General features: G+C 65.7%; 19 protein-coding genes. 3 read left to right on the top strand and 16 right to left on the bottom strand.

The window, feature by feature from the left end:
- Positions 1-46 precede the first annotated feature (46 nt).
- The gene (gene nudE / locus KUV74_RS02515) at positions 47-631 is read left to right on the top strand and encodes an ADP compounds hydrolase NudE (RefSeq protein WP_045993076.1); all 585 of its coding nucleotides are present in this window, start codon (positions 47-49) and stop codon (positions 629-631) included.
- A gap of 122 nt (positions 632-753) precedes the next feature.
- Here nudE and KUV74_RS02520 read toward each other — a convergent pair whose 3' ends face one another.
- The 11 genes from KUV74_RS02520 to nrdR form a co-directional block, all read right to left on the bottom strand.
- Entirely contained in the window at positions 754-1,845 is a 1,092-nt protein-coding gene (locus tag KUV74_RS02520; protein WP_045993077.1) for an oxidoreductase, read from the bottom strand.
- Positions 1,846-2,091: 246 nt separating this feature from the next.
- Positions 2,092-3,939 carry a dihydroxy-acid dehydratase gene (ilvD, locus tag KUV74_RS02525; RefSeq protein WP_045993078.1) on the bottom strand — a complete coding sequence of 616 codons (1,848 nt, stop codon included), beginning with the start codon at positions 3,937-3,939 and terminating at the stop codon, positions 2,092-2,094.
- Between the two features lie 213 nt (positions 3,940-4,152).
- On the bottom strand, positions 4,153-6,600 hold the full coding sequence (lon, locus tag KUV74_RS02530) for an endopeptidase La (protein ID WP_222515575.1): 2,448 nt from the start codon (positions 6,598-6,600) through the stop codon (positions 4,153-4,155).
- A 194-nt stretch (positions 6,601-6,794) separates the two neighbouring features.
- Positions 6,795-8,051, bottom strand: coding sequence for a DUF945 family protein (locus KUV74_RS02535; protein ID WP_108448154.1), 1,257 nt, complete (start codon positions 8,049-8,051; stop codon positions 6,795-6,797).
- 59 nt (positions 8,052-8,110) lie between these two features.
- Positions 8,111-8,584 carry a phosphatidylglycerophosphatase A gene (locus KUV74_RS02540; protein ID WP_045993081.1) on the bottom strand — a complete coding sequence of 158 codons (474 nt, stop codon included), beginning with the start codon at positions 8,582-8,584 and terminating at the stop codon, positions 8,111-8,113.
- Positions 8,581-9,540 (bottom strand): thiamine-phosphate kinase, encoded by a 960-nt coding sequence (gene thiL, locus KUV74_RS02545; protein WP_045993082.1) that lies wholly within the window; start codon positions 9,538-9,540, stop codon positions 8,581-8,583. The genes KUV74_RS02540 and thiL overlap by 4 nt, the downstream gene beginning before the upstream one ends.
- 12 nt (positions 9,541-9,552) lie before the next feature.
- Positions 9,553-10,053 (bottom strand): transcription antitermination factor NusB, encoded by a 501-nt coding sequence (gene nusB, locus KUV74_RS02550; RefSeq protein WP_045993083.1) that lies wholly within the window; start codon positions 10,051-10,053, stop codon positions 9,553-9,555.
- Positions 10,050-10,547 carry a 6,7-dimethyl-8-ribityllumazine synthase gene (gene ribE / locus KUV74_RS02555; RefSeq protein ID WP_222515576.1) on the bottom strand — a complete coding sequence of 166 codons (498 nt, stop codon included), beginning with the start codon at positions 10,545-10,547 and terminating at the stop codon, positions 10,050-10,052. Before ribE ends, nusB begins: the two co-directional genes overlap by 4 nt.
- Positions 10,548-10,668: 121 nt before the next feature.
- Positions 10,669-11,814, bottom strand: coding sequence for a bifunctional 3,4-dihydroxy-2-butanone-4-phosphate synthase/GTP cyclohydrolase II (ribBA, locus tag KUV74_RS02560; RefSeq protein ID WP_108131394.1), 1,146 nt, complete (start codon positions 11,812-11,814; stop codon positions 10,669-10,671).
- 247 nt (positions 11,815-12,061) lie between these two features.
- The gene (gene ribD / locus KUV74_RS02565; RefSeq protein ID WP_108131393.1) at positions 12,062-13,222 is read right to left on the bottom strand and encodes a bifunctional diaminohydroxyphosphoribosylaminopyrimidine deaminase/5-amino-6-(5-phosphoribosylamino)uracil reductase RibD; all 1,161 of its coding nucleotides are present in this window, start codon (positions 13,220-13,222) and stop codon (positions 12,062-12,064) included.
- A complete protein-coding gene (nrdR, locus tag KUV74_RS02570; RefSeq protein WP_045993087.1) occupies positions 13,219-13,704 on the bottom strand; it encodes a transcriptional regulator NrdR in 486 nt (161 codons plus the stop codon). The genes ribD and nrdR overlap by 4 nt, the downstream gene beginning before the upstream one ends.
- Positions 13,705-13,897: 193 nt before the next feature.
- Between nrdR and KUV74_RS02575 the strand changes: the two genes are divergently transcribed.
- Both KUV74_RS02575 and dsbG read left to right on the top strand, forming a co-directional pair.
- Positions 13,898-15,655 (top strand): sugar phosphorylase, encoded by a 1,758-nt coding sequence (locus tag KUV74_RS02575; RefSeq protein ID WP_045993088.1) that lies wholly within the window; start codon positions 13,898-13,900, stop codon positions 15,653-15,655.
- A 158-nt stretch (positions 15,656-15,813) separates the two neighbouring features.
- Positions 15,814-16,617 carry a thiol:disulfide interchange protein DsbG gene (gene dsbG, locus KUV74_RS02580; protein WP_261391946.1) on the top strand — a complete coding sequence of 268 codons (804 nt, stop codon included), beginning with the start codon at positions 15,814-15,816 and terminating at the stop codon, positions 16,615-16,617.
- A gap of 200 nt (positions 16,618-16,817) precedes the next feature.
- Here the strand turns inward: dsbG and KUV74_RS02585 are convergent, their stop codons facing one another.
- From KUV74_RS02585 to KUV74_RS02605, 5 genes are all read right to left on the bottom strand, one after another.
- Positions 16,818-18,038, bottom strand: a complete 1,221-nt coding sequence (locus KUV74_RS02585; protein WP_045991048.1) for a glycosyl transferase — start codon at positions 18,036-18,038, stop codon at positions 16,818-16,820.
- Complete coding sequence (locus tag KUV74_RS02590) at positions 18,035-18,985, bottom strand: HAD-IIB family hydrolase (protein WP_222515577.1); 951 nt, start codon at positions 18,983-18,985, stop codon at positions 18,035-18,037. Before KUV74_RS02590 ends, KUV74_RS02585 begins: the two co-directional genes overlap by 4 nt.
- Positions 18,986-19,292: 307 nt before the next feature.
- Positions 19,293-20,558, bottom strand: a complete 1,266-nt coding sequence (glyA, locus tag KUV74_RS02595; protein ID WP_222515578.1) for a serine hydroxymethyltransferase — start codon at positions 20,556-20,558, stop codon at positions 19,293-19,295.
- Between the two features lie 218 nt (positions 20,559-20,776).
- Positions 20,777-22,162, bottom strand: a complete 1,386-nt coding sequence (locus tag KUV74_RS02600; protein WP_045991046.1) for a hypothetical protein — start codon at positions 22,160-22,162, stop codon at positions 20,777-20,779.
- A gap of 141 nt (positions 22,163-22,303) precedes the next feature.
- Positions 22,304-23,812: a polyphosphate kinase gene (locus tag KUV74_RS02605; protein WP_213227605.1), complete on the bottom strand. Its 1,509-nt coding sequence runs from the start codon at positions 23,810-23,812 to the stop codon at positions 22,304-22,306.
- Positions 23,813-23,912: the final 100 nt, after the last annotated feature.

Consider the following 23,912-nt stretch of genomic DNA (forward strand, 5'->3'; position numbering starts at 1 on the left):
ATTCATTACGCGATCCACCAGCCCATCCCACCGCCCAGGAGCTCCCATGGACGACAGTTCCCCGGAAAAACCCCGCATCCTCTCACGCAAGACCGTCGCCGAGAGCCGTCTGTTCCGGGTCGAGGAACTCGAACTGCGCTTTTCCAACGGCGCCGAGCGTCACTTCGAACGGCTGCTTGGCAACGGCAAGGGCATCGGCGCGGTCATGATCGTCGCCATGCCCGACCCCGACCATGTGCTGCTCATCCGAGAGTACGCCGCCGGTTTCGAGGACTATGTACTGACCCTGCCCAAGGGCGTCGTGGACCCCGGCGAGGACATCGTCACCGCCGCCAACCGCGAGCTGATGGAAGAGTGTGGTGTGGGCGCCCGGCGTATCGAACCGCTGGTCGAGCTTTCCCTGTCGCCCAACTATATGCGCCAGCGTATGCAGGTCATGCTGGCGAGCGACCTCTACCCCAAGCGCCTGGAGGGCGATGAGCCGGAGCCGCTGGTGGTGGAGACCCATGCGCTGGACAGCATAACCGCGCTGCTCGCCCGGGAGGACTTCCACGAGGCCCGCGCCATCGCCGCGCTGTACATCGCCCGGGACAAGCTCAAGGGCGAGCAGGCCGATACCTCACTTTGGTAAGACCCACCCTACCAATACGACCAGGGGGCCCTGACGGCCCCCTGGTCAACGTGCCTTGGTCGAATTTGCCTTGGCCAAGCTTCCTTGGCCAAGGCCCTCTTGTCGTGCCTGGCTGATTCGCCTCAGCGACGGGCGTGCAGCCGGCGGAGGTTGCTGTTGCCTTCCTTCAGGCGCACCCAGCGCCCCTGGCGGTAGCTGTCGAGCCCCGCTTCCAGCAAGGTCATCACGTCCACCGCCTGCTCGCCGGACACCGGCGGCGGGTCGCCATGCAGCAGGGTCTGAGCGACGGCAGTGTAAAAGGCGGGATAATTGCCCGGTTCCGACAGCCACTCTTCGGTGACCAGGTCCGGCTCCTCGGCGCTGCCCCGGTTGAGGGTCAGTTGTCCCGGCGCATCGTCGACGCCCCAGTCTTCACTCGGCATCAGTCCCTGCTTGAGCCAGCCTTCCTGGGGGTCGAGCCCGTAGATCGAATAGCTACCCTCGGTGCCGTGCACCACGAAGCGCGGGCTGGGCTCGGCTACCAGCGAACTGGCCTGCAGGGTCACCCTGAGGCGGTCGTACTCGAGCAGCGCCAGAAAGTCGTCATCCACCTCGGCGCCGTCTCTGGCGGAGGCCAGTTCCAGCAGAATTGCCCGAGGCATGCCGAACAGCTCTATGGCCTGATCGAGCAGATGCGGGCCGAGGTCGTACCAGATGCCGCCACCGGGCTTGTGCTGCTCTCGCCAGCGGTTGTTCACCGCCGGTCGATAGCGATCGAAACGCGAGGTAAAGGACGTCACTCGCCCCAGCCGGCCCTGCTCCAGAAGCTTGCGCACCGTCAGGAAGTCGCAGTCCCAGCGACGATTGTGAAAGACGCTGAGCAGCAGTTCCGAGCGGTCCGCCTGGGCGCGGAGCTGACGCGCCTCCGAGGCCGACACAGTGATCGGCTTGTCCACCACCACGTGCTTGCCTGCCGCAAGAGCCGCCTTGGCCATGGCATAGTGCTGCTCGTTGGGTGTAGCAATCACGATCAGGTCAACGTGGCGCACCTCGAGCAGCTCGTTGAGCTTGGCGTGCACCGTCACGTCCGGAAGGTCACGCAAGACCTTGTCGGCGTCGGAGCTGACCACCGAGGTCAGCTCGAGCCCTGGCGCGGCCTGGATCAAGGGGGCATGGAAGGTCTTGGCAGCCATGCCGTAACCCACCAGGCCCACATTGAGAGTCTGTGTTTTCATAGCGGTCCCCGTGCCTGCATCTCGCCCATCTTGTCGAGGGCTGCTTTGATCTGTCGATCCCCTGTCACGTCAGAATGACCAAATCCCCGGAAATTATCGAGTTCCGGCGTACACGCAAGCTGTTTCATTTCGCTGATCGGTCGCTCATTTCTTCAAGCGAGTCGCCTGAGCGCTGGACGCCATCAACGATGAAGGCCGGCGTATGCCGGCCTTCATCGAGCTACTCTGTGCTAAAAAGCGCAGATATTAGTCGTCAAGCTTTTCCAGATCGCGCACCGCGCCCATGTCTGCCGAGGTGGCCAACAAGGCATAGGCCTTCAGCGCAGGAGTCACCTTGCGCAGACGCTGAATGCTCGGCTTCCAGGCATCCTTGCCGCGCTCCTGCTGGCGCTGGCGGCGCTCGGCAAGCTCGGCGTCGTCCAGCAGGACATTGATGCTCCGAGCGGGGATGTCGATGCGGATACGGTCGCCGTTTTCCACCAGAGCGATGGCGCCGCCGGCGGCGGCCTCCGGCGAGACGTGGCCGATCGACAGCCCTGAGGTGCCGCCGGAAAAGCGTCCGTCGGTGAGCAGGGCGCAGCCCTTGCCCAGCCCCTTGGACTTGAGATAGGACGTCGGGTAGAGCATCTCCTGCATGCCCGGGCCGCCCTTGGGGCCTTCGTAGCGGATCACCACCACGTCGCCTTCCTTCACCTTGTCGCCAAGGATATGTTCCACCGCCTGATCCTGAGACTCGACCACGTGGGCCGGCCCTTCGAACACCAGGATGCTGTCGTCGACGCCGGCGGTCTTCACCACACAGCCGTTCTCAGCGATGTTGCCCTTCAGCACGGCGAGCCCGCCCTCCTTGGAGAAGGCGTGTTCGTAGTCGCGGATACAACCGGTGGCGCGGTCACCGTCCAGGCTCGGCCAGCGGGCGCTCTGGGAAAACGCCGTCTGGGTCGGGATACCACCGGGGCCGGCCTTGAAGAAGTTGACCACCTCCGCCGACGGATTGCGCATGATGTCCCACTCGTCGAGGGCCAGCTTGAGGCTGTCGCCGTAGACCGTGGGCACCGAGGTATCCAGCACTCCGGCGCGATCCAGCTCGCCGAGGATCGCCATGATGCCGCCGGCCCGGTGCACATCCTCGATGTGATACTTCTGGGTATTGGGCGCCACCTTGCACAGCTGAGGGACTTCGCGGCTCAGCCGGTCGATGTCCATCATGTTGAAGTCGACGCCTGCCTCCTGGGCCGCGGCCAGCAGGTGCAGGATGGTGTTGGTGGAGCCGCCCATGGCGATGTCCAGGGTCATGGCGTTCTTGAACGCCGCCTTGGAGCCGATGGCACGGGGCAGCAGGTGCGCTTCGTCACCTTCGTAGTAGCGCCTGGCCAGCTCGACGATGCGCTCGCCCGCCGTCTCGAACAGGCGGCGGCGATCGGCGTGGGTGGCCAGCACCGTGCCGTTGCCCGGCAGCGCCAGGCCCAGCGCCTCGGTCAGGCAGTTCATGGAGTTGGCGGTGAACATGCCGGAGCAGCTGCCACAGGTGGGGCAGGCGCTGCGCTCGACCTCGTTCAGGGTTTCCTCGTCCACCGAATCGTCGGCGGCCATGACCATGGCGTCCACCAGGTCCAGGCCGTGATCCAGCAGCTTGGTCTTGCCGGCTTCCATGGGGCCGCCGGAGACGAAGATCACCGGCACGTTGAGGCGCATGGCGGCCATCAACATTCCAGGCGTGATCTTGTCGCAATTGGAGATGCACACCAGGGCGTCGGCGCAGTGGGCGTTGACCATGTACTCGACGCTGTCGGCGATCAGATCGCGACTCGGCAGCGAATAGAGCATACCGTCGTGGCCCATGGCGATACCGTCGTCCACGGCGATGGTGTTGAATTCCTTGGCCACACCGCCGGCCTTTTCGATTTCACGGGCGACCAGCTGGCCCATGTCCTTCAGGTGAACGTGGCCCGGCACGAACTGGGTGAAGGAGTTCGCCACCGCGATGATCGGCTTCTGGAAGTCGCCATCCTTCATGCCGGTGGCGCGCCACAGGGCGCGAGCGCCGGCCATGTTGCGACCGGCGGTGGTGGTACGGGAGCGATACTCAGGCATGGAATCCTCGTCATTTTTCGTCCACCCGTGATGCAGAAGGCAACCGGGCGGTGTCGCGTGTCCAGACTGTCGATTCTGTCACGCACAGACGGCACTGACTAGCCTTGCACAGGCCATCACGCCACGGGCCCAAGAACCGCGTCATGCGGCCTCGGGCCCGATCCGGAACGGCTTGACGGCTCACTGTCGGCGAAATGCACCGTCATATTGCCGTTAGGCGAACACCACCTTGGCGACGTCCTTGTACCGATTGGCGAAATGCACGGTCATGCCGTCCTTGAGGTACTCCGGCAGTTCGTCATAGTCGCGCCGATTGGCCTCGGGCAGGATCACCTCGAAGATATCGCTGCGGCGCGCGGCGATGACCTTCTCGCGAATGCCCCCTACCGGCAGCACCTGTCCGGTCAGCGTCAGCTCGCCTGTCATCGCCAGGTTGCGCTCGATGGACTGATGACGCGCCAGTGACAGCAGCGCCGTGGTCATGGTCACCCCCGCCGAGGGGCCATCCTTGGGGGTGGCGCCTTCCGGCACGTGCAGGTGAACAAAGGAGGCATCGAAGAAGCCGGCATCGGCGCCGTACTCGGTCAGGTGCCCCTGAACATAGCTGTAGGCGATGTTGGCCGACTCCTTCATCACGTCGCCCAATTGGCCTGTTAGCTTGAAGCCGCGATCCAGCCCGTGCACCTTGCCGGCCTCGATGGACAGGGTGGCACCGCCCATGGAGGTCCAGGCCAGGCCGGTGACCACGCCCTGCCCTTTCATCACCTTTTCCTTGCGGAACAGCGGGGCGCCGAGGAACTCCTCGAGGTTCTTGAGCGAGACCTTGACCGTCGCCTGGTCGTTTTCCAGAAGCTTGACGGCGGCCTTGCGCACGATCCGGTGCAGCTGTTTCTCCAGTTGCCTGACACCGGCCTCCCTGGCGTAGCCCTCGACCACCTGGCGCAGGGCTGCGGCGGTCAGATTGATACGCTTTTTGGGGATATTGTCGCGCTTGAGCAGCTTGGGCCAGAGGTGGTTCCTGGCGATGGCCTGCTTCTCTTCGGCGATATAGCCCGACAGACGAATCTGCTCCATACGGTCGAGCAACGCCGGCGGGATGGAATCCAGGGTATTGGCGGTGCACACGAACAGCACCTTGGACAGGTCCAGGCGAACGTCGAGGTAGTGGTCGAGGAAGTCGACGTTCTGCTCCGGGTCCAGCACCTCGAGCAAGGCCGAGGCCGGATCGCCCTGGAAGGACTGGCCCATCTTGTCGATCTCGTCGAGCATGATCACCGGGTTCTCGACCTCGACCTCCTTGAGCGCCTGGACCAGCTTGCCGGGCATGGCGCCGACGTAGGTGCGCCGGTGGCCCTTGATCTCGGCCTCGTCGCGCATGCCACCCACCGAGAAGCGATAGAACTCGCGGCCGAGCGCCTCGGCGATGGAGCGACCGATGGAGGTCTTGCCGACACCTGGTGGTCCCACCAGCAGCACGATGGAGCCCCCCACGTCACCCTTGAAGGTGCCCTCGGCGAGGAACTCGACGATCCGCTCCTTGACGTCGGTGAGTCCGTCATGGTCGCGGTCGAGTACCTGTCTGGCGTGGCCCAGGTCCAGCTGGTCCTGGCTGCGCTGGCCCCAGGGCATGGCCGTCAGCCAGTCCAGATAGTTGCGGGTGGTGCCATATTCGGGCGAACCGGTCTCGAGCACCGACAGCTTGGCCAGCTCGTCGTCGATGCGTTCCTGCACCCGCTCGGGCACCTCGCGGCCCTCGAGGCGCGCGCGGAAGGTGTCGACGTCGTTTTCACGGTCGTCCTTGGAGATGCCCAGCTCACGCTGGATCACCTTGAGCTGCTCGCGCAGGAAGAATTCGCGCTGACGCTCCTGCATCTGGGCGTTGACCTGCTCGCTGATCTCGCTCTGCAGCTGCGCCACCTCGATCTCCTTGCGCAGCAGCGGCAGCACCTTCTGCATCCGCGGCACCACCGGCAGCGTGGCGAGCACGTCCTGCAGCTCCTGCCCCTGGGCGGAGGTGATGGCGGCGGCGAAGTCGGTCAACGGGCCCGGCTCGTGGGGACTGAAGCGATTGAGGTAGTGCTTGAGTTCCTCGCCGTACAGCGGATTGATCGGCAACAGTTCCTTGATGCCGTTGATCAGCGCCATGGCGTAGGCGCGGGTCTCGTCTTCCTCCGCGTCCACCGGCTCACGAGGGTAGGACACCTCGACCAGAAACGGCGGGGTGCGCGACAGCCAGCGCTCGATCTTGAAGCGTCGCACGCCCTGGGCGATGAACTGGATCTGGTTGTCCTCGCCCTGCAGCTTGTGGGCCTTGACCGCGGTGCCGATGGTCGGAAAGTCCTCGTGGGACAGCTCCTCGACACCGGCCTCTCCGACGAAGGCGAGACCGACGGTGTCATGGGGCGTATTGGCGACCCGCTCGATGGTCTCGGACCAGCGTTCGCGGTTGATCACCAGCGGCTGCACCTGGGCGGGGAAGAAGGGACGATTGTGAATCGGCAACAGGTAAAGCCGTTCCGGCAGCGAGGCGCTGGCAGGAATCACCGCATGGCCCTGGACCTGCTCGCCATCGGCCAGGCCGTCCGCGGTTCCGTCTTCGGCGTCGCCACTCATGGGAATCCAGTCCAGATCGTCGGACCGGGGATCGCGATCATCGCTCATGGTGTCCTCATCCTGAAGTAGGGGGCGTCTTGCCCGTCTGGGTATCAGCAATGCGGGCGACCACGACCAAGTTCAAGGCGTGACAGGAGGATAGCAGCAGAGTGCCGCCATCGGGGACGCTGCCGGGCCCTGCCGGGAGGGACTTCAGGGGACAGGAATCTGGTGGCTCTTCTGACGGTGTGAGCGGAGTCCGCTCAACCACCCAGCAGCGGTGGTACCGGACGTCCGTTGACCCGCAGTCGCCCCTTGACCACGTCGATGCCCAGCATCGAGGTATCCAGCGGCAACCCCAGCCACAGCGCGACCACGGCCGGCGGCTCACGCCATTCGAAGTCTCCGTCCAGGCGCTGGCGAAAGCGCTCGCGCATCTCGGGGCGATCCAGCGACAGCAGGCTCAGCGACGCAAGGTCTCGGGGGTCCAGCACCAGCACGCCCTCGCCCTTGAGACTCAGTCCCAGCATGGGGCTGTCGAGATCCACGTCCTTCAGATCCAGACGCGGAGAGTCCTTGAGCAACTGGGCCAGGGCGCGATCCATCGCCGAGTAGGCCTCGGCGTCCTCGAGCGAGACGGTGCCTAGCGCGGTCTTGTGACGCGCCAGGGCCACCACCGAACGCAGCGCCTCGGCGTTGATGCGAGACAGCTCCAGACTGACCTCGCCGTCCACCAGCATGTCGTCGCCGGAGCGCACCTCACCGATGGTCAAGGTGCTCTGCAGCCTCAGCTCGCTGTCATCCAGCAGGGTGCGGGCCTCGAGCACCAGTTCGGTGCCATCCAGGTTGACCTGAGGGTGACGCAGACTGACGGCGTCCAGGGTCAGCTTGTCCTGCTGGGTGAAGTGCAGGGCCCCGGGGGTATAGGCGTAACGGCTTTCGTGATGGAGCGGGCCGATTTCCAGCACCGCATCTCCATCGCGCAACTCGATCGCCTCCAGCAGCACCTGGGTGCGCCAGTCGCCATAGACTCCGTCAAAGGCGATACGTCCACCGGAGAATTGCAGCGAGCGAGGCGCTTCACCGGACGGAGACTGACTGATGAGAAATGGTGCCAGCCGCAACTCCCCCTGCAGGGTGCCCCCCAGGGTGCGGTAGTGAGCTTCCCAGCGGGGCGGGCTTGCCGGCATGGCATCACCGAACAGGCGCCGGTCGGCGTCGCCGACGTGTACGTCGAGCCGGCCAAAGACGCTGGTATCGAGTACGCCGTGGCGTGCCTCATAGGGAATCGCAAGATGCCAGGCGTGACCGATCAGGGGAGCTACATGCAACACGCCGGAGGAACGCAGCCAGCCCTGCTCCACGTCGTCGCGCGAGATTCGCAGGTCACCGCGCGCCTCGAGATCGGCAAGCGCCCTCTCCAGTTCGCGCTCGAACAGCAGACTGGCGAGATATTGGGCCACCGCCCAGGCCAGCGCCAGCACCACCACCACCGGTACGATCCATCGTTCCTTGCGCATTCCTTGCCCTCTCTGCCGAGAGGAGCCTCCCTGCCCCCGTCGGCGTGACGATACGCTGTTCAGTGTAGCCAGAACCACAGGTGCATGGTGCACCAGGAGTAAACGCCGGCCATGACATCATCGACCATGATGCCGAAGCCGCCGGCGACGCGACGATCGGCCCAGCGGATGGGCCAGGGCTTGATCACGTCGAATACGCGAAAGACAACGAAGCCCCACAGCGCCGCTTCCCACGAAAAGGGCACCGCCGCCATGGTCAGCCAGTAGCCGACAAACTCGTCCCAGACGATACCGGAGTGGTCGTGCACGCCGAGGTCCCGGGACGTCTTGTCGCACAGCCAGACACCCCAGACGAAGGTGATGGCGATCATCACCAGGTACCAGCCCAGGGTCAGCTCGGACAACAGCCAGTAGAAGGGAATGGCCGCCAGGGTCCCGAAGGTCCCCGGGGCAAAGGGCGCCGCCCCGCTGCCCAGCCCGAAGGCAAGAAAATGGGTCGGTCGACGCCACACGCTAGCCGGTGCTTTGTTCACGATGTCCCTCCGTGGAAATGTTGCCACCCCGGCAGCGAAGAGGCATTCACCCCTTGTATCCCCGGCGACGCGGTGACCTGGCCGATGGCAACGAAGGCGAGCCCCAGTTCTGCCAGTGCCAGGCGGGCCCGATCGAACGCCGCCGACGGCAGCGCCACGACCAGCTCGTAGTCGTCGCCGCCGGTCAGGGCGGCCTCTCGGGCCGCCTCGGTGCCGAGGGCCTCTACGAGCCCTTCGGCCAGAGGCAGCGCTTCGGCGTCAAGACGCGCCCCGACACCGCTGGCTTTCAGCAGGTGACCAAGGTCGGCAAGCAAGCCGTCGGAGACGTCGATGGCCGCGCTGGCCAGTCCCCGCAGCGCCAGACCTGCCTGCCAGCGCGCCTGGGGCAACAGGTAGCGGGCAAGCAGCGGTGACTCAAGATCTCGCTGACCCTCGTACCAGGCCGCCAGTCCCCCGGCGCCGCCACCCAGCGCACCGGTGACCGCCAGCACGTCGCCGGCGCGGGCACCGTCGCGACGCAGCGCCTCGCCCGTGGGTACCTCACCCATCACGGTGACGCTGACGGCGCGTTGGCCCCGGGTGACGTCGCCCCCGACCAGGGTCATGTCCGCCTCGTCGCACACAGCATGGAAGCCCTGGGCGAACTTTGCCACCCACTGCTCTTCCACCTCGGGCAACGTCAGCGCCATCAGACACCAGCGCGGCTGCGCGCCCATGGCGGCCAGATCACTCAGGCTCACCGCCAGGGCGCGATGCCCCAGCGCCTGCGGCGGTGCGTCTTCGGGAAAATGCTGCCCTTCCACCGACGTGTCGACGCTGACCACCAGTTCGTGCCCTGGCGCAGGGCGCATCAGGCAGGCGTCATCACCCACCCCGAGCGAGACGCCGGAGGCCTTGCCGGGCTCGCCCGTCGTGGGCGCCAGCCAGCGCTCGATGAGTTCGAATTCTCCGTACATCAGGCGCGACCTTCAGCGGCGACGGGCACTGACCTCGGCGCTTCTGAGCTTGATGGCCAGCTTGTCGAGAATGCTGTTGATGTACTTGTGGCCATCGGTGGCGCCAAAGGACTTGGCCAGCTCGACCCCTTCGTTGATCACCGCCCGATAAGGGACCTCCAGACGCTTGGACAGCTCGTAGGCCCCAAGGCGCAGGATCGCCAGCTCGATCGGATCGATGTCCTCGAGGCGGCGGTCCAGCAGCGGCGAGATGGAGGCGTCGAGCTCCTTGCGGTAGCGTGCAACGTTATGCAGTAGCTCATGGAACAGCGCCAGATCGGCGATTTCCATGACCTTGAGCCAGTTCTCGTGCACCTCCAGGTCGTCATCGGGCACCTGGCTGCGAAATTCGGCCTCGACCGCGGTGATGGACTTGTCGGTCATCTGCCACTGATAAAGTCCCTGCACCGCCAGCTCGCGAGCCGCACGGCGAGACTGCTGGGCCTTGCTGGGCGCACGCTGTTCGCGGCTCATGCGGGGGTCTCCTCGGCATCGTCACCAAAATGACGCAGCAGCGACACCATCTCCATGGCGGCCATGGCGGCTTCGACGCCCTTGTTACCGGCCTTGGTGCCGGCCCGCTCGATGGCCTGCTCGATGGAGTTGACCGTCAGCACACCGTTGGCCACCGGGGTGTCGAACTCCAGCTGCAGCCGCGACAGCGCGGAATTGCACTCGCCGGCCACGTGCTCGAAGTGCGGGGTACCGCCGCGAATGACCGCGCCGAGCGCGACCACGGCGTCGGGACGCGCCACCGCGAGCACACGCTTGACCGCCAGCGGCAGTTCCCAGGCGCCCGGGACGTGGACGATGTCGATCATCTCCATGTCCACCCCGTGGCGCACCAGGCTGTCCACCGCGCCCTCGACCAGGCTATCTACCACATGGTGATTGAAGCGGCCCACGACGATCACGTAGCGGCCCTGGACGTCGACGAAGCTGCCTTCGACTTGGGAAATAGATTGCATCTTGAATCTTCCTGAATGTACCGGCCTGGGGCCGGTAGTCGGGGTGACCCTGTCAAAGGGCCTGTCCCCTGGTAAAAACCGAAACACCGGACGCCAGCATTACTGCCTCGCCCGGCGTGAATCAACCGCTGATATCGCCTGGCGAGACGATGTCCACCACCTCGAGATCGAAACCCGACAGCGCGGAGAACTTCCACGGTGAGCTCAGCAGACGCATCCTGCCGACACCGAGCTCGCGCAGGATCTGGGAGCCGGTGCCGATGGTCAGGTAGTTGCCGGCGCCGTCGGACTCGCTGCCGCGAGCGGTGCGGCGGCGCTCCAGGAACACCTGCAGCATATCGTTGAGGTCCTGATGCGGACGCATGTCATCGAGCAGCACGAAGACACCCTGCTCGGCCCGCGCCACCTCTTCCAGCGCCTGGTGGGCGCGCCAGGAGGCGTCCTCGCCCTTGACCAGGCACATCAGGTCACGCATCTCGTTGGCCAGATGCACCCGCACCGTGGTCACGCTGTCCGGACTCGGCGAGCCCTTCACCAGCGCCAGGTGGTGCACCTTGTGGGTGCGGTCGAGAAAGACGTGGGCGGTCAGCTCACCGTAGGCGGTGGTCACCGGCAGTCGCTCGACCTCTTCTACCGTCTGCTCGTTGTGGATCCGGTAGTGGATCAGGTCGGCGATGGTACCCATCTTGATCCCGTGGGTCTCGGCGAAGCGCTCGAGCTCAGGACGTCGGGCCATGCTGCCATCGTCGTTCATGATCTCGCAGATCACACCGCTGGGATCACAACCGGCCAGGGCGGCCAGATCGCAGGCCGCCTCGGTGTGGCCGGCGCGCCTGAGCACGCCGCCGGGCTCGGCCATCAGCGGGAAGATGTGGCCGGGCTGGACGATGTCTTCTGCCTTGGCATTGCGCGCGCTGGCGGCCTGCACCGTGCGTGCGCGGTCAGCAGCGGAGATGCCGGTGCTGACCCCTTCGGCGGCCTCGATGGAGAGGGTGAACTTGGTACCGAAACCGGAGCCGTTGTCCTGCACCATCAGCGGCAGCTTGAGCTGTTCGCAGCGCTCCCGGGTCATCGGCATGCAGATCAGACCACGGGCGTGAACCGCCATGAAGTTGATGTGCCAGGCCTCGACCTTCTCGGCGGCCATGATGATGTCACCTTCGTTTTCCCGATCCTCGTCGTCCATCAGGATCACCATACGGCCCTGGCGGATATCCTCGACGAGTTCGGCAATAGGGGCCAGGCCCCCGCTGGAAGACTGCGACATGTATGCTCCCTGGATCTAAAATGGCCACTCGCGACGGCGGCCAGAAACCGCGTCAGGGTACCGTGGCGCGGCGTCGGGCGCCAGTCATAGTGGCGCGGCGTCGGGCGCCTGAGATAGTGGCGCGGCGTCGGGCGCCTGAGATAGCGGCGCGGCGTCGGGCGCCTGGGATAGACAAAGACCAGACAAGGCATCGGGCGCCGCTTATATGAAGCCCCGCTACTGCGATCCCCCGGCGACTTTCGTCGGGTCAGTGCTCGGCGCAGGCGGCCAGCGCCGGGCGCGCCAGAATACGCCAGTCCTTGCCGAGGGCGCGGATATCGAGAATTTCCAGAGGCCGCTGCTCGGCCATGCGTTCGATGCCCGACAACGCCATCAGCCCGCGCGCGTCGGAGCCGAGCAGGGTCGGCGCCATGTAAAGACGCAACTCGTCCACCAGACAGGCATCCATCAAGGCACCTGCCAGGGTCGCGCCGGTCTCCACCAGCAGCTCGTTGCAGCCGCCCTCGTCACCGAGCCACTTGAGCAGCGCGCCAAGATCGACGCGGCCGTCGTCGCCTGCAGGCATCTCCAGCACCCGCGCGCCGGAGCGCATCAGCGCGTCTCTGCGAGGGGATTCGCTGCCCTCGACGCAGACCACCAGCGTCTCCCCTGGCTCGCTCAGGCAGGCAGCGGCCAGCGGCATACGCAGGCGCGAGTCCACCACGACCCTAAGCGGCTGGCGTCGGGCGATGACTTCGGCGTCATCGAGCCCGAGCTGATCGGCACGCACCGTCAGCCGCGAGTTGTCGAAGATGATCGAATCCACCCCGGTGAGGATGGCGCAGCTCTGAGCCCGCAGCCGCTGGACGTCACGCCGAGCCTCGGCACCGGTGATCCACTGGGACTCGCCGGAGGCCATGGCGGTACGGCCGTCGAGGCTCATGGCGAGCTTGAGGCTGACCCGTGGACGCCCCCGGGTCATGCGCGACACGAAGCCGGCGTTCAATACCTGGGCGTCCGCCTCGAGGCAACCGAGCCTTACCTCGACCCCGGCGTCACGCAGGCGTGCGATACCCCGCCCCGCCACCTGAGGATTGGGATCCTGCATGGCTACCACCACCCTGGCGACACCGGCCTTGATCAAGGCATCGCAGCAAGGCCCTGTGCGCCCCTGGTGAGAGCAGGGTTCCAGCGTCACGTAAGCGGTCGCGCCTCGGGCGTGCTCACCGGCAGCCTCGAGTGCATGGACCTCGGCGTGGGGCTCCCCGGCGCGCTGATGGTAGCCGTCGGCCAGATGCTTGCCGTGCTTGACCAGTACGCAGCCGACCCTCGGATTGGGCATGGTGGTGTAGCGACCGCGTTCGGCCAGCTTCAATGCCCTGGCCATCCAGGCTTCATCCTGGCCTGCCGTGATGTCCGTCGGATTCATGTGCTCTCCCCGGTGTCGGGCGAGAAACTCGGCTCCTGGGCCAGGCGGTCGATCTCGGCACGAAATTCGTCGATATCCTGAAACCGTCGATAGACTGAGGCAAAGCGGATATAGGCCACCTGATCGAGGCGCTTCAAGGCATTCATCACCTCTTCACCGACCACCCGCGCCTGGACCTCGCGCTCGCCCCGTGCGCGCAGGTTCTGGCGGATACGTTCCACCGCCGCCTCGATCGACTCGGCGCTGACCGGGCGTTTTTCCAGCGCCCGCAGCATGCCGGCCCGCAGCTTGATCTCGTCGAACACCTCCCGCGAGCCATCGGCCTTGATGATCCGTGGCATGATAAGTTCAGCGGTCTCGTAGGTGGTGAAGCGCTCACCGCAGCCAGCACACTGCCGCCGTCGGCGCACCTGATCACCTTCGGCGACCAGCCGGGAGTCAGTCACTCGGGTCTCTTGGGCGCCACAGAAGGGGCAATGCATAGCGGACAGTCCGGCAGGAAAAATATGTCGCCATAGTGTAACGGCTGAGGCCTGCCCCGCCCAGCGCAATGGCCCAGGTCATCCGCGATTTCAGCTGAGTTGGCACGCCCTGTGCTTGATACTTTCTTTCTAGCCGTCAATGAAATGGCGAGCGCTCACGGGGCAAGGCGCCCCCACGCCTGCGGAGGACACCATGGCAAGCCACCTCTCCCCCCTGGAACCCGACGACTTTCGCCAGCGTGCCGCAGAGCTGCTCGCGCCTCTCTATGGTGCACGCAGCGAAGAGGTCCTGCGCCGTCTGCTGCGCCTGATCGAAGCGCAGGGGGCCGGGTTGAGGCACCGTCATGGTGCACGCCAGACGCTGTGGAGCGAGCAGGACCAGTGGCTGATCGTCTATGGCGACTCGCTGCTGGATGCCGACAAGCCCCCCCTGGCGGTACTCGATGAGTTCCTGAGCAAGCGCCTGAAGACTGTCTTCAGCGGTGTCCATGTGCTGCCCTTCTTCCCCTGGAGCAGCGACGACGGCTTCTCGGTGATCCACTATCGCGAGGTCGACCCGAAACTGGGCGACTGGCGCGATATCCGGCGCCTGGCCAGTCACCATGATCTGATGGTGGACCTGGTGCTCAACCATGTCTCGCGGGAATCGCTGTGGTTCGCCGACTATCTCGGCGGCAACCTGCCCGGGCGCGACTACTTCATCGAGATGGACCCCGATACCGATCTCAGCGAGGTGGTGCGTCCGCGCAGCTCACCGCTACTGGTCCCCGTCAGCACCCGCCGTGGCGTTCGCCACCTGTGGGCGACCTTCTCCGAGGACCAGATCGACCTCAACTTCGCCAACCCCGACGTCTTGATCGAATTCGTCGGCATCCTGCTGTTCTACCTGCAGCAGGGCGCCCGCATCGTCCGGCTGGACGCCGTCGCCTTCCTGTGGAAACGCCCCGGCACCCGCTGTATCCACCTTCCCGAGACCCACGCGGTGGTGCGGCTGTTGCGGGCGGTGGTCGACCACGTCGCCCCCGGCACCCTGATCATCACCGAGACCAATGTGCCCCACGCCGAGAACATCAGCTACTTCGGCCTGGAGCGACAGGACACGCCGCCCGACGAGGCCCACCTGGTCTACCAGTTCCCGCTGCCACCTCTGTTGCTGCACACCTTGACCAGTGGCGAGGCCGGCACCCTGGCGCGCTGGCTCGACAGCCTGCCCGAGCTCCCCGCCGGCTGCAGCTATCTGAACTTCACCGCCAGCCACGATGGTATTGGCGTGCGCCCGCTGGAAGGCTGGCTGGAAGGCCACGAGATCGACGCCCTGGTCGCCTTGATGCAGCGCTTCGGTGGCTTCGTCAGCATGCGCCGGCAGGCCGACGGCAGCGACAGCCCCTACGAGCTCAATATCACCTGGTTCGATGCCATGAGCGGCACCCGGCGCGGCCCCGACCCGTGGCAGGTCGAGCGCTTCCTGTTGAGTCAGCACCTGATGCTGGTGCTGAAGGGTATCCCCGGCGTCTACCTGCACTGCCTGACCGCCACCCAGAACGACCACGACGGGGTCGAACGCAGCGGGCGCCTGCGTTCGATCAATCGCAAGCGCTGGGACCGCCAGGAGCTGGAACCTCTGCTGGACAGCCGTCACACGCCGACCCGCGAGGTGTTCTTCGCCCTCACCCGCCGTCTCGAGATCCGTCGCAGGGAACCCTGCTTCCACCCCGATGCGGCCCAGACGGTCATCCCCACACCACCGGAGCTGCTGGCGATCCAGCGCGGCCCCCTGGACGATGGCCGTCGACTGTTGGCCATTCACAACGTCACCGATCGGCCTCAGCCACTGGTACTGGACGGCCTCGACCAGTCCGGCTGGCAGGACCTGCTGGAAGGGGGCGCCTGGCGGCCCGTCGACACCCTGGCCCCCTATCGTTCACTGTGGCTGGTGCGCACCGACAGATAAGCCACCGCGCGCTCGGTGTATCACACAACAGCGCGGCCCTGGCGCTTTCACTGCCCGGCGACGTCAGCGGTCGAACCGATGGCGTTTGCTGCTGTCCTAGTGCGAGTGATTCTCGCTTGTCGCGGGATTCGTCCTACAAGATGCCGGAGAGTAACGACATGCCCCGCCGCCCCCGACTGCCCCGCCTCCCCGACCTGCCCCGCCATCAGCGTTCCTTCATGACCCTGGCGGCGGTGGCCTTCGGCCTGATGCCACTGTCCAGCGTCGAGGCCGAGGACCACCCCGCCCCCATCGAGGCGCTGGAGGAGGAAGGTCTTGAGGTGCACGGTGAATTCGACGCGCCGGGTGGGCTCAGCGGCTTCGCCGCCAGCCATCGCGGACAGCCGATGACCATCTTCGTCACCGAGGATGGCGAGCACGCCATCGTCGGCAATCTGATCGACGCCGACGCCAACAATCTGTCGGAGGCGCCGCTGGAGCGCCTGGTGCGCGGCCCCCAGGACGAGACCACCTGGCAGAGCCTTGAGGACAGCGCCTGGATCGCCGACGGCTATCCCGACGCCGAGCGCATCGTCTATGTGTTCACCGATCCCAACTGCCCCTACTGCACCCGCCTGTGGCAGCAGAGCCGGCCCTTCGTCGAAAGCGGCCAGGTCCAGCTACGCCACGTGATGGTCGGTATCCTCGACCCCGAGAGTCCGCGCCAGGCGGTCACGATGCTGGCCGCCGATGACCCTCAGGCCGCCCTCCGCGCCCATGAGAGCGGCGATCCGATTGAGCCCATGCGCCAACTGCCCAGAGACCTGGAGCAGCGCCTGCAGAGCAACCACGAACTGTTTCGCAGCTTCGGCATGGTGGCGACCCCGGGCATCGTCTATCGCAACGATGGCAAGCTCGAGATGAGCCAAGGCCTGCCGAGCGAAGAACTGTTCCATACCATCATGGGGCCGGAGCCCAACTGACAGGGTTTATCAAGGCGCTGGCACCAGGCCCCGGGCGGGGCCTGGTGCCAGCGCGATTTAGGCTTTAAACGAAAAGTCGACGAGCGATGGTTAGACAAGGCAAAAATCGGTGAGAAAGCGCAGTTTACGTGGTGTAAATGAGCATTTTGACCTGATTTTTAACGCCGTATTACCGAGCGCAGACACTTTTCGTCAAAGCCTTAGACATCCCCCGCGTTATCGGCCTCTACCGCGCTATATAGCTGTTCGGGCAGGTCCGGCAAGGCCGCACGCACGCGGTTCCAGCTGGGGATAAAGGGCTTCTCCCTGGGGTTGTCGAGAAAGGCGTTACCGGCCTCGATCAGATTGGCGGCAAACAGCTCCACCGCCTGCTCCTCAGCATGACGGTCCAGGCTCAACCCGTTCATGGTGGCGTCGTGGTCGTAAGCCTCGATCAGGTCGAGGGCCAGGCGATAGTAGGTGGCCTTGAGGGTACGAAAGCCTTCCGACGAGAAACCCACACCCTGGGTGGCCAGCTTGCGATAGAGCGCCTTGGCAATATCCAGGCTCATGCGGTTGAGCCCGGTGGCCGCGTCATCGGCGGACACCGGTTGATGCTTGTGGTCGTAGACGTCGGCGATATCCACCTGACACAGCCGATTGGTGGAGTGGTCGCGGTGGACCTCGGACAGCACCCCGATCTCCAGCCCCCAGTCGGCGGGGATACGGATGTTGTCCAGCACCTCGGTACGCATCGAGAACTCCCCCGACAGCGGGTAGCGATAGCTGTCCAGGTAGTCCAGGTAAGGCAAGGGCCCGTGCATGATCTTCAGCGCCCGCAGCAGCGGGGTCACCATCAGCCGGGAGACCCGGCCGTTGAGCTTGCCCTCGGCGATACGCGGGTAGTAGCCCTTGCAGAAGGCGTAGTTGAAGCGTGGGTGGGCCACCGGATACATCAGCCGTGCCAGCAGGCCGCGGTCGTAGGTCAGGATATCGCAGTCATGCAGCCCCACCGCGGCGGTGCGCCCGGATGCCTGCACATAGCCCGCACAGAACCACACATTGCGGCCCTTGCCCGGCTGCTGTGGCGCCAGGCCTTCCTCGGCCAGCTGCGCGTCCAGCGCGCTCAGGCGCGGGCCGTCATTCCACAGGATGCGATGGTGCTGGGGCAGGCGCGAAAAGAACTCGCGTGCCCGCAGAAACTGGTCCCGGTCGGCACGATCGAGGCCGATCACGATCTCCGACAGATAGCTCGCCTGGGCCAGCGACTCGACGATGGCGTCCAGCGCCGGTCCTTCCAGCTCCGAGTACAATGACGGCAGGATCAGCCCGAGCGGGCGCTGGCGGCCGAAGCGCTCCAGATCCGCCTCCAGGTCTTCGACCTTGCGCCGGGTCAGGTTGTGAAAGTCGGTGATGATGCCGTTCTGGTGGAAATCGCTCATGCCTCACCCTCCTCGCCCAGCTTGTGATGATCCTTGTCGTCGGCGCCGCCGGCATCTACGCTGCCGGCCTCAGCGCTGCTGGCAGGCTCCGCCGCGTCCTGCTCTCCCCAGAAGTGCTCAACCCCCTCGGCCCAGCCCCTGGGGCCCAGCGCCTCGCTGCGATACAAGCGCGGCTGGCACGGGGACACGTCGAGGCCATGGCGGGCACGAATCACCACCGCCGCATCGGTGGCCTCGAGCATGGCGACATCGTTGGGGCCATCGCCCAGCGACAGGGTCTCGGGGCGTCGGCCCTTGAGCGCCTCGAAGCGGGCGCACAGCCATTGCACCGCCTGGCCCTTGTCGGTGTCGCCGAGCACGTGCCAGAAGCGCCCGCCCCTCGTCATGCGCAGGCCGTCACTGGCCAGGCCCTCGCGAAAGCGCTGCAGCAGCGCTTCGTCGTCTTCCCACAACAGCGGCTCGCTGCCCTCGCGCAGGCGTGCCAGGCGAGCCTCCTGTTCATCCAGACCGGTGAAGGCCACCACGTCCTCCAGCGCCATCTCGCTCATGGTCAGAAAGCGCGCGGACAGCCGCTCACGCCAGATCGCCACCCGCCGGCGAATCAGCCCGATATCCACCCCGAGGGTGCGGATCACCAGGCCATCCGGGCCCGGCTGTCCCTCACGTCGGGCGTGACACCAGCTGGGGGGCAGCGCAATCACCGCGCCGTTCTCGGCGATAAAGGGGCGATCGGCGAGGCCGAGCTGCTGGCGCAGGCCGAGCAGTTCACTGCGGGTCTTGCTGGTCACCGGGATCACCGCGACGCCGGCCTCACGCAGGGCATCGAGCCAGGGCTCGGCGGGCTTCCAGCCGTAGTCATGGTGGTCGAGCAGCGAGCCATCCAGGTCGGTGAACAGCAGTCTGGGCCCGTCGAAGGCACCGATTCGGGGAGTCGTGCTGGCGTGCATGGTGGGACCTTCGCATCAAAAGGGTTCACCGAGATACAAAGCAAGGGCTGCGCCAGCGCTGACAAGAGCAACGGGAAAACAAGCAGATGAAGGGAATGTAGACGTCAGCGCAACGAGGCCCCGTCAGGTCCGGGGCGGGCGCGGCAGTGTCCGGTGCAGGATAAGGCACCACAATGGTGCATTGACTGCCGACGCCCCGCTGCGAGCACACAGCCCCAAGACGACGACACCCCCGAGAGCGGGGCTCTCGGGGGTGTCATTGGTGGCCTGAGCGGCGGGTCACCCCGCCGGGCACTCAGCCGGGCCCTCAGCCATAGACCGGCAGACGGGCGCAGACCTCTTCCACCTTGGCCTTGACCTCGGCCTCGATGGCCTCGGTGGACTCGCCCTTGGCCATGACGTCGAGGATGTCGCAGATCCAGCCAGCCAGATTACCGCACTCGCTCTCGCCGAAACCACGGGTGGTGACCGCCGGGGTGCCGATACGCAGGCCAGAAGTCACGAAGGGGCTCTGCGGATCACCGGGCACGGCGTTCTTGTTGACGGTGATGTGGGCACGACCCAGGGCGGCGTCCGCGTCCTTGCCGGTCAGGCCCTGCTTGATCAGCGACAGCAGGAAGAGGTGATCCTCGGTGCCGCCGGAGACCACGTCGTAGCCACGCTCGATAAATACCTTGGCCATGGTCTGGGCGTTCTTGACCACCTGCTGCTGGTAGGTCTTGAACTCGGGCGCCATGGCCTCCTTGAAGCAGATCGCCTTGGCCGCGATGACGTGCTCGAGCGGGCCGCCCTGGCCACCGGGGAAGACCGCAGACTGCAGCTTCTTCTCGATGTCGGCGTCGTTCTCGGCGGACAGGATCAGGCCACCACGCGGACCGCGCAGGGTCTTGTGGGTGGTGGTGGTGACCACATGGGCGTGGGGCAGCGGATTCGGATAGACACCGGCGGCAACCAGGCCGGCCACGTGGGCCATGTCCACCAGCAGGAAGGCACCCACCTCGTCGGCGATCTCGCGGAAGCGTGCCCAATCGATGACCTGGGAGTAGGCGGAGAAACCGGCGATGATCATCTTCGGCTGGTGCTCGCGGGCCAGGCGGGCCACCTCGTCGTAGTCGATGCGGCCGGACTCGTCGATGCCGTACTGCACGGCATTGTAGTGCTTGCCAGAGAAGTTCGGGCGGGCGCCGTGGGTCAGGTGACCGCCGGCGTCGAGGCTCATGCCCAGCACGGTGTCACCGGGCTTGACCAGGGCCTGGAAGACCGCGCCGTTGGCCTGGGAGCCGGAGTGCGGCTGGACGTTGGCGTAGCTCGCGCCAAACAGCTCCTTGGCATAGTCGATGGCCAGCTGCTCGACCACGTCGACGTACTCGCAGCCACCGTAGTAACGCTTGCCGGGATAGCCTTCCGCGTACTTGTTGGTCAGCTGGCTACCCTGGGCTTCCATCACCCGGGGGCTGGCGTAGTTTTCGGAGGCAATCAGCTCGATGTGAGCCTCCTGACGGGCGACTTCCTTCTGCATCGCATCGAACAGGGCATCATCGAAACCGGCAATCTGCATATCACGGCTGAACATCGGCGGCATAACCTCGCAGCGGGGGATTCAAGGGGCAATCGCGAAAAGCGGGCCGCCATCATAGCGCAGCCCATGACCGCTTTCACATGAAAGACCGTCATGGGCTGCTGCATGATTTCTCATCTTGGCTTCAGTCAGACTGAAGCGTGGCCCACCGGGCGCTCTTTTCCAGGCTCAGCCCGAAACGCCGGCGAGCGCCACGACCCTTCGGCCAAGCCCTAGTCCATCGTGACTTCCATGGACAGAGCCTGGGGCAGCCCCAGCGGGTCCTGGGCCAGCTTCTGGAGCTGTCGGCTGGGTGGCAGGCTGAGGTCGATCGACATCTCGCTGGCCTCGCCGGCCATCATCTGCACCAGCCCCGTGAGCACCGCGCCGATCTGCGGTCCCATCATGATGCCGAAGCCTTCGGACTGGGTCCTGAGCTGTTCGAGCAGGGCGTCTTCGGACACCCCCTGGGTCGCTGCCACCACCGGTGCGATACGCCCGAACACGCCCAGATCGCTGAGACTGAGCGAGACGTCGCCGCCCTGGGTGTCCAGCTCGGTCCAGTCCTCGAGGCCGGCAAAGTAGGCCGCAGGGTCCTGGCCCTTGGGCAGGTTTACCGGCAGGTCACTGTCGAAGCCGAGGCGGAAGGCATCGGCTGCGGTCATCTCGAAACGGCTGGCCACCTGGCCATTGGCACCGCTGGCCTCCCAGGTACCGTCCATGTCGGCGTCCAGGGTGAGCTGTCCGGAGCCATCGGTCAGCACGTTGCTGACCAGGCGTAGCTGGGTGCGCTCGTCCACCGGCGCCAGCTCGATCATCCTGGCCAGATCCACCGTCAGGTTGTCCATGCGCCCGCTGTACTCGCCGTCGTTCATGTCGCCGTCGGCCACCAGATGCTCAAGGCTTGCCACCAGGCGATCGGTGGCGATCTCCAGGTCCTCGAGCTCGAGGGCGTCCACCGTGGGCGCGTCGCTCGCAAGCCCCTTGAGGCCGGTCAGACTGAGTGACGGCAGCGAGAAGGTTCCGGCCCCGAGCTCCTCGAAGTTGTCGCTGGAGCCGCTCATCCCGGTCAGCGTCAGGCTGCCGATGGCATCGGCGCTGACGTCGCTGGCGCCCAGGCTCTGGATCTCGATGCGTCCGGGATAGTCGCCCCAGGGAAGGTCAGCCCCCACCTTGCCCTGGCGCTGATCCATCACCAGTCCTTCCAGGCTAATCCCGGCCAGCGGGTTGTCTTCATCCCAGGGCAGATCACGCAGATCGAGCACAGGCTGGCCGGGCTCCTCGAACACCAGCCGCTCAAGCAGCATGCTGGCGCCCCGGTCGACCAGCTCGATGTCCTCGAGCACCACTTCTTCCGGTGCGTCGTAGTCGCCCTCGACCAGGTAGCGCGCGATGGTCAGGCGTTCGCCGTTGTCGCCGGTCAGGGTCAGGTTCTCGGCGCTGGTGGTGCTGCCGAGCAGCTCATCGGATACCTCGCCGATCTCGAGGGTACCTTCACGCTCCAGGGCCGCACGCAGGTCAGCCTCGAGACGTTCGGCGTCGGCCTGGGCGACGCTCGCCCCCAGAGAAAGCAGCGCCACGAAAGGGACGGCGTGGCGGGAAGACAGACGGCACTTCATGAACTTTCACCTCCGGTGTGAAAATAGAACCTGGCAAACACCAACGATCTTTGCCGATACGGCTGTTGTGTCAGCCTTCACTGTAGCGCCTGAACGAATCCGTCGACAGGCCTTCAGCAGTGTTAACAGGACATCGTTCACTCAATCCAGCGGCAGGCGCGCCGACAACCGCCGACTCACCTCCTCGATCACCGCCAGGCGCGCCCGACGCTTGTCGTTGGCGTCGATCAGCACCCACTCGCCGCCAGGGGCATGAGTTTCCGCGAACATCTCGTCGATGGCCTGCTGGTAGTCGTCCCAGCGCTCGCGGTTGCGCCAATCCTCGTCGGTGAGCTTGTGCCGCTTGTGAGGGGTCTCGGCCCTGGCTTCGAAACGCTCGAGCTGCTCGTCCTTGTCGATGGCCAGGAACAGCTTGACCAGCACGGTGCCGTGCTCGAGCAGGCGCGCCTCGAACTGGCGAATCTCTTCAAAGCCGCGTCGCCAGTCCCGCTCATCGGCGAGGCCTTCGACCCGTTCCACCAGCACCCGGCCATACCAGGAGCGGTCGAAGATCGCCACCCGGCCATCGCGGGGCAGACGATGCCAGAAGCGCCACTGCCACGGGTGCAGGCGCTCCTCCTCGGTGGGCGCAGCGATCTGATGCACACGGTACTGACGTGCATCCATCGCCGAGGTCAGGCGATGGATGCCGCCGCCCTTGCCGGCAGCGTCATGGCCCTCGAACACCACCACCAGTGGCACTCCCTGGCGCGCGGCACTGCGCGCCAGCTGGGCCAGCCTGGCCTGGGCGTCGGCCAGGCGCTCGCTGTAGTCGCGCTTCTTGAGTCGTGGGGGCGGGTCGCCATGCTCGAGGGCGTCGAGCCGAGGGGGAGCGATGGCATTCAGTGGGGGAGTCTCGGGGCGCTCGAGGGCCGGGACAGGGCTTGCCATGACCTTCTCGAGGACTTCGGCCACCTGGGGCAGCAGGTCGTTGCCGGGGCTCGCGTCGAGCTCGATCCAGGGACTGTGGCGACAGTGGGTGCGCGCACGCAGGTCGCGGGCAAGCTCATCGAGCAGGCCATGCTGGGCGTGGCGGCGCCACTTTTCGTCGGTGACCTGCCAGCGACTGGCCGGGTCGGCGGCCCAGGCCTCGAGTCGTTGTCGCTGGGTGTCTGCATCGATCTGCAGCCACAGCTTGACCAGGCGAACCCCGTCGGCGGCAAGCTCCGCCTCGAACTGACGCATCTGTTCGATGCGGTCATTGTAGGCGCCCTCGCCCAAGGCGCGGGAGGCCCGCGCCAGCACCGCATCGCCGACCCAGCCATGGACGAACACCCCGAGCCGGCCACGCCCCGGAAGACGTCGCCAGAATCGCCACCAGTAAGGTCGCCGGCGCTCCTCGTCGCCGGGCACCATGGCGTGCACCTCGGTCAACCGGTTCTCCAGCCAGTGGTTGAGCAGGTTGATCAGCTCGCCCTTGCCGGTGGCGGCGTGGCCGGCCACCAGCACTACCACTGCCCGATCCGCTCGCTGGGCCAATTCAAGCTGGGCCGACAGCAGGCGAAACCGCTGACACTCCTCGGCGGACATGGTCTTGCCGGAGGCGCTCTTGCGAGAGGCGTTGCTGGTTGAGCCCCGCTTCTTTCCCTTTGCCACCTTGGTCCTGGTCATCGTCGCTCCTTCATGACGCACTTCCCTGTTCATAAGGCGCTTCGCTTTTCATAAGGCGCATCGCTTTGCATAAGGCGCAACTCATAAGGCGCATCGCTTT

It is taken from the genome of Halomonas sp. DP1Y21-3 (assembly GCF_019801245.1).
Taxonomy (GTDB): Bacteria; Pseudomonadota; Gammaproteobacteria; order Pseudomonadales; family Halomonadaceae; genus Halomonas; species Halomonas litopenaei.

Excerpts from the sequence above, each read along its gene's own strand:
- KUV74_RS02520 (WP_045993077.1), bottom strand. The coding sequence starts at position 1,845 with ATGAAAACACAGACTCTCAATGTGGGCCTGGTGGGTTACGGCATGGCT.
- KUV74_RS02605 (WP_213227605.1), bottom strand. The coding sequence starts at position 23,812 with ATGACCAGGACCAAGGTGGCAAAGGGAAAGAAGCGGGGCTCAACCAGC.
- KUV74_RS02590 (WP_222515577.1), bottom strand. The coding sequence starts at position 18,985 with ATGCACGCCAGCACGACTCCCCGAATCGGTGCCTTCGACGGGCCCAGA.
- ribE (WP_222515576.1), bottom strand. The coding sequence starts at position 10,547 with ATGCAATCTATTTCCCAAGTCGAAGGCAGCTTCGTCGACGTCCAGGGC.
- KUV74_RS02575 (WP_045993088.1), top strand. The coding sequence starts at position 13,898 with ATGGCAAGCCACCTCTCCCCCCTGGAACCCGACGACTTTCGCCAGCGT.
- ilvD (WP_045993078.1), bottom strand. The coding sequence starts at position 3,939 with ATGCCTGAGTATCGCTCCCGTACCACCACCGCCGGTCGCAACATGGCC.
- KUV74_RS02535 (WP_108448154.1), bottom strand. The coding sequence starts at position 8,051 with ATGCGCAAGGAACGATGGATCGTACCGGTGGTGGTGGTGCTGGCGCTG.
- ribBA (WP_108131394.1), bottom strand. The coding sequence starts at position 11,814 with ATGTCGCAGTCTTCCAGCGGGGGCCTGGCCCCTATTGCCGAACTCGTC.
- KUV74_RS02585 (WP_045991048.1), bottom strand. The coding sequence starts at position 18,038 with ATGAGCGATTTCCACCAGAACGGCATCATCACCGACTTTCACAACCTG.
- KUV74_RS02600 (WP_045991046.1), bottom strand. The coding sequence starts at position 22,162 with ATGAAGTGCCGTCTGTCTTCCCGCCACGCCGTCCCTTTCGTGGCGCTG.
- dsbG (WP_261391946.1), top strand. The coding sequence starts at position 15,814 with ATGCCCCGCCGCCCCCGACTGCCCCGCCTCCCCGACCTGCCCCGCCAT.
- nudE (WP_045993076.1), top strand. The coding sequence starts at position 47 with ATGGACGACAGTTCCCCGGAAAAACCCCGCATCCTCTCACGCAAGACC.
- nrdR (WP_045993087.1), bottom strand. The coding sequence starts at position 13,704 with ATGCATTGCCCCTTCTGTGGCGCCCAAGAGACCCGAGTGACTGACTCC.
- nusB (WP_045993083.1), bottom strand. The coding sequence starts at position 10,053 with ATGAGCCGCGAACAGCGTGCGCCCAGCAAGGCCCAGCAGTCTCGCCGT.
- glyA (WP_222515578.1), bottom strand. The coding sequence starts at position 20,558 with ATGTTCAGCCGTGATATGCAGATTGCCGGTTTCGATGATGCCCTGTTC.
- ribD (WP_108131393.1), bottom strand. The coding sequence starts at position 13,222 with ATGAATCCGACGGACATCACGGCAGGCCAGGATGAAGCCTGGATGGCC.
- thiL (WP_045993082.1), bottom strand. The coding sequence starts at position 9,540 with ATGTACGGAGAATTCGAACTCATCGAGCGCTGGCTGGCGCCCACGACG.
- lon (WP_222515575.1), bottom strand. The coding sequence starts at position 6,600 with ATGAGCGATGATCGCGATCCCCGGTCCGACGATCTGGACTGGATTCCC.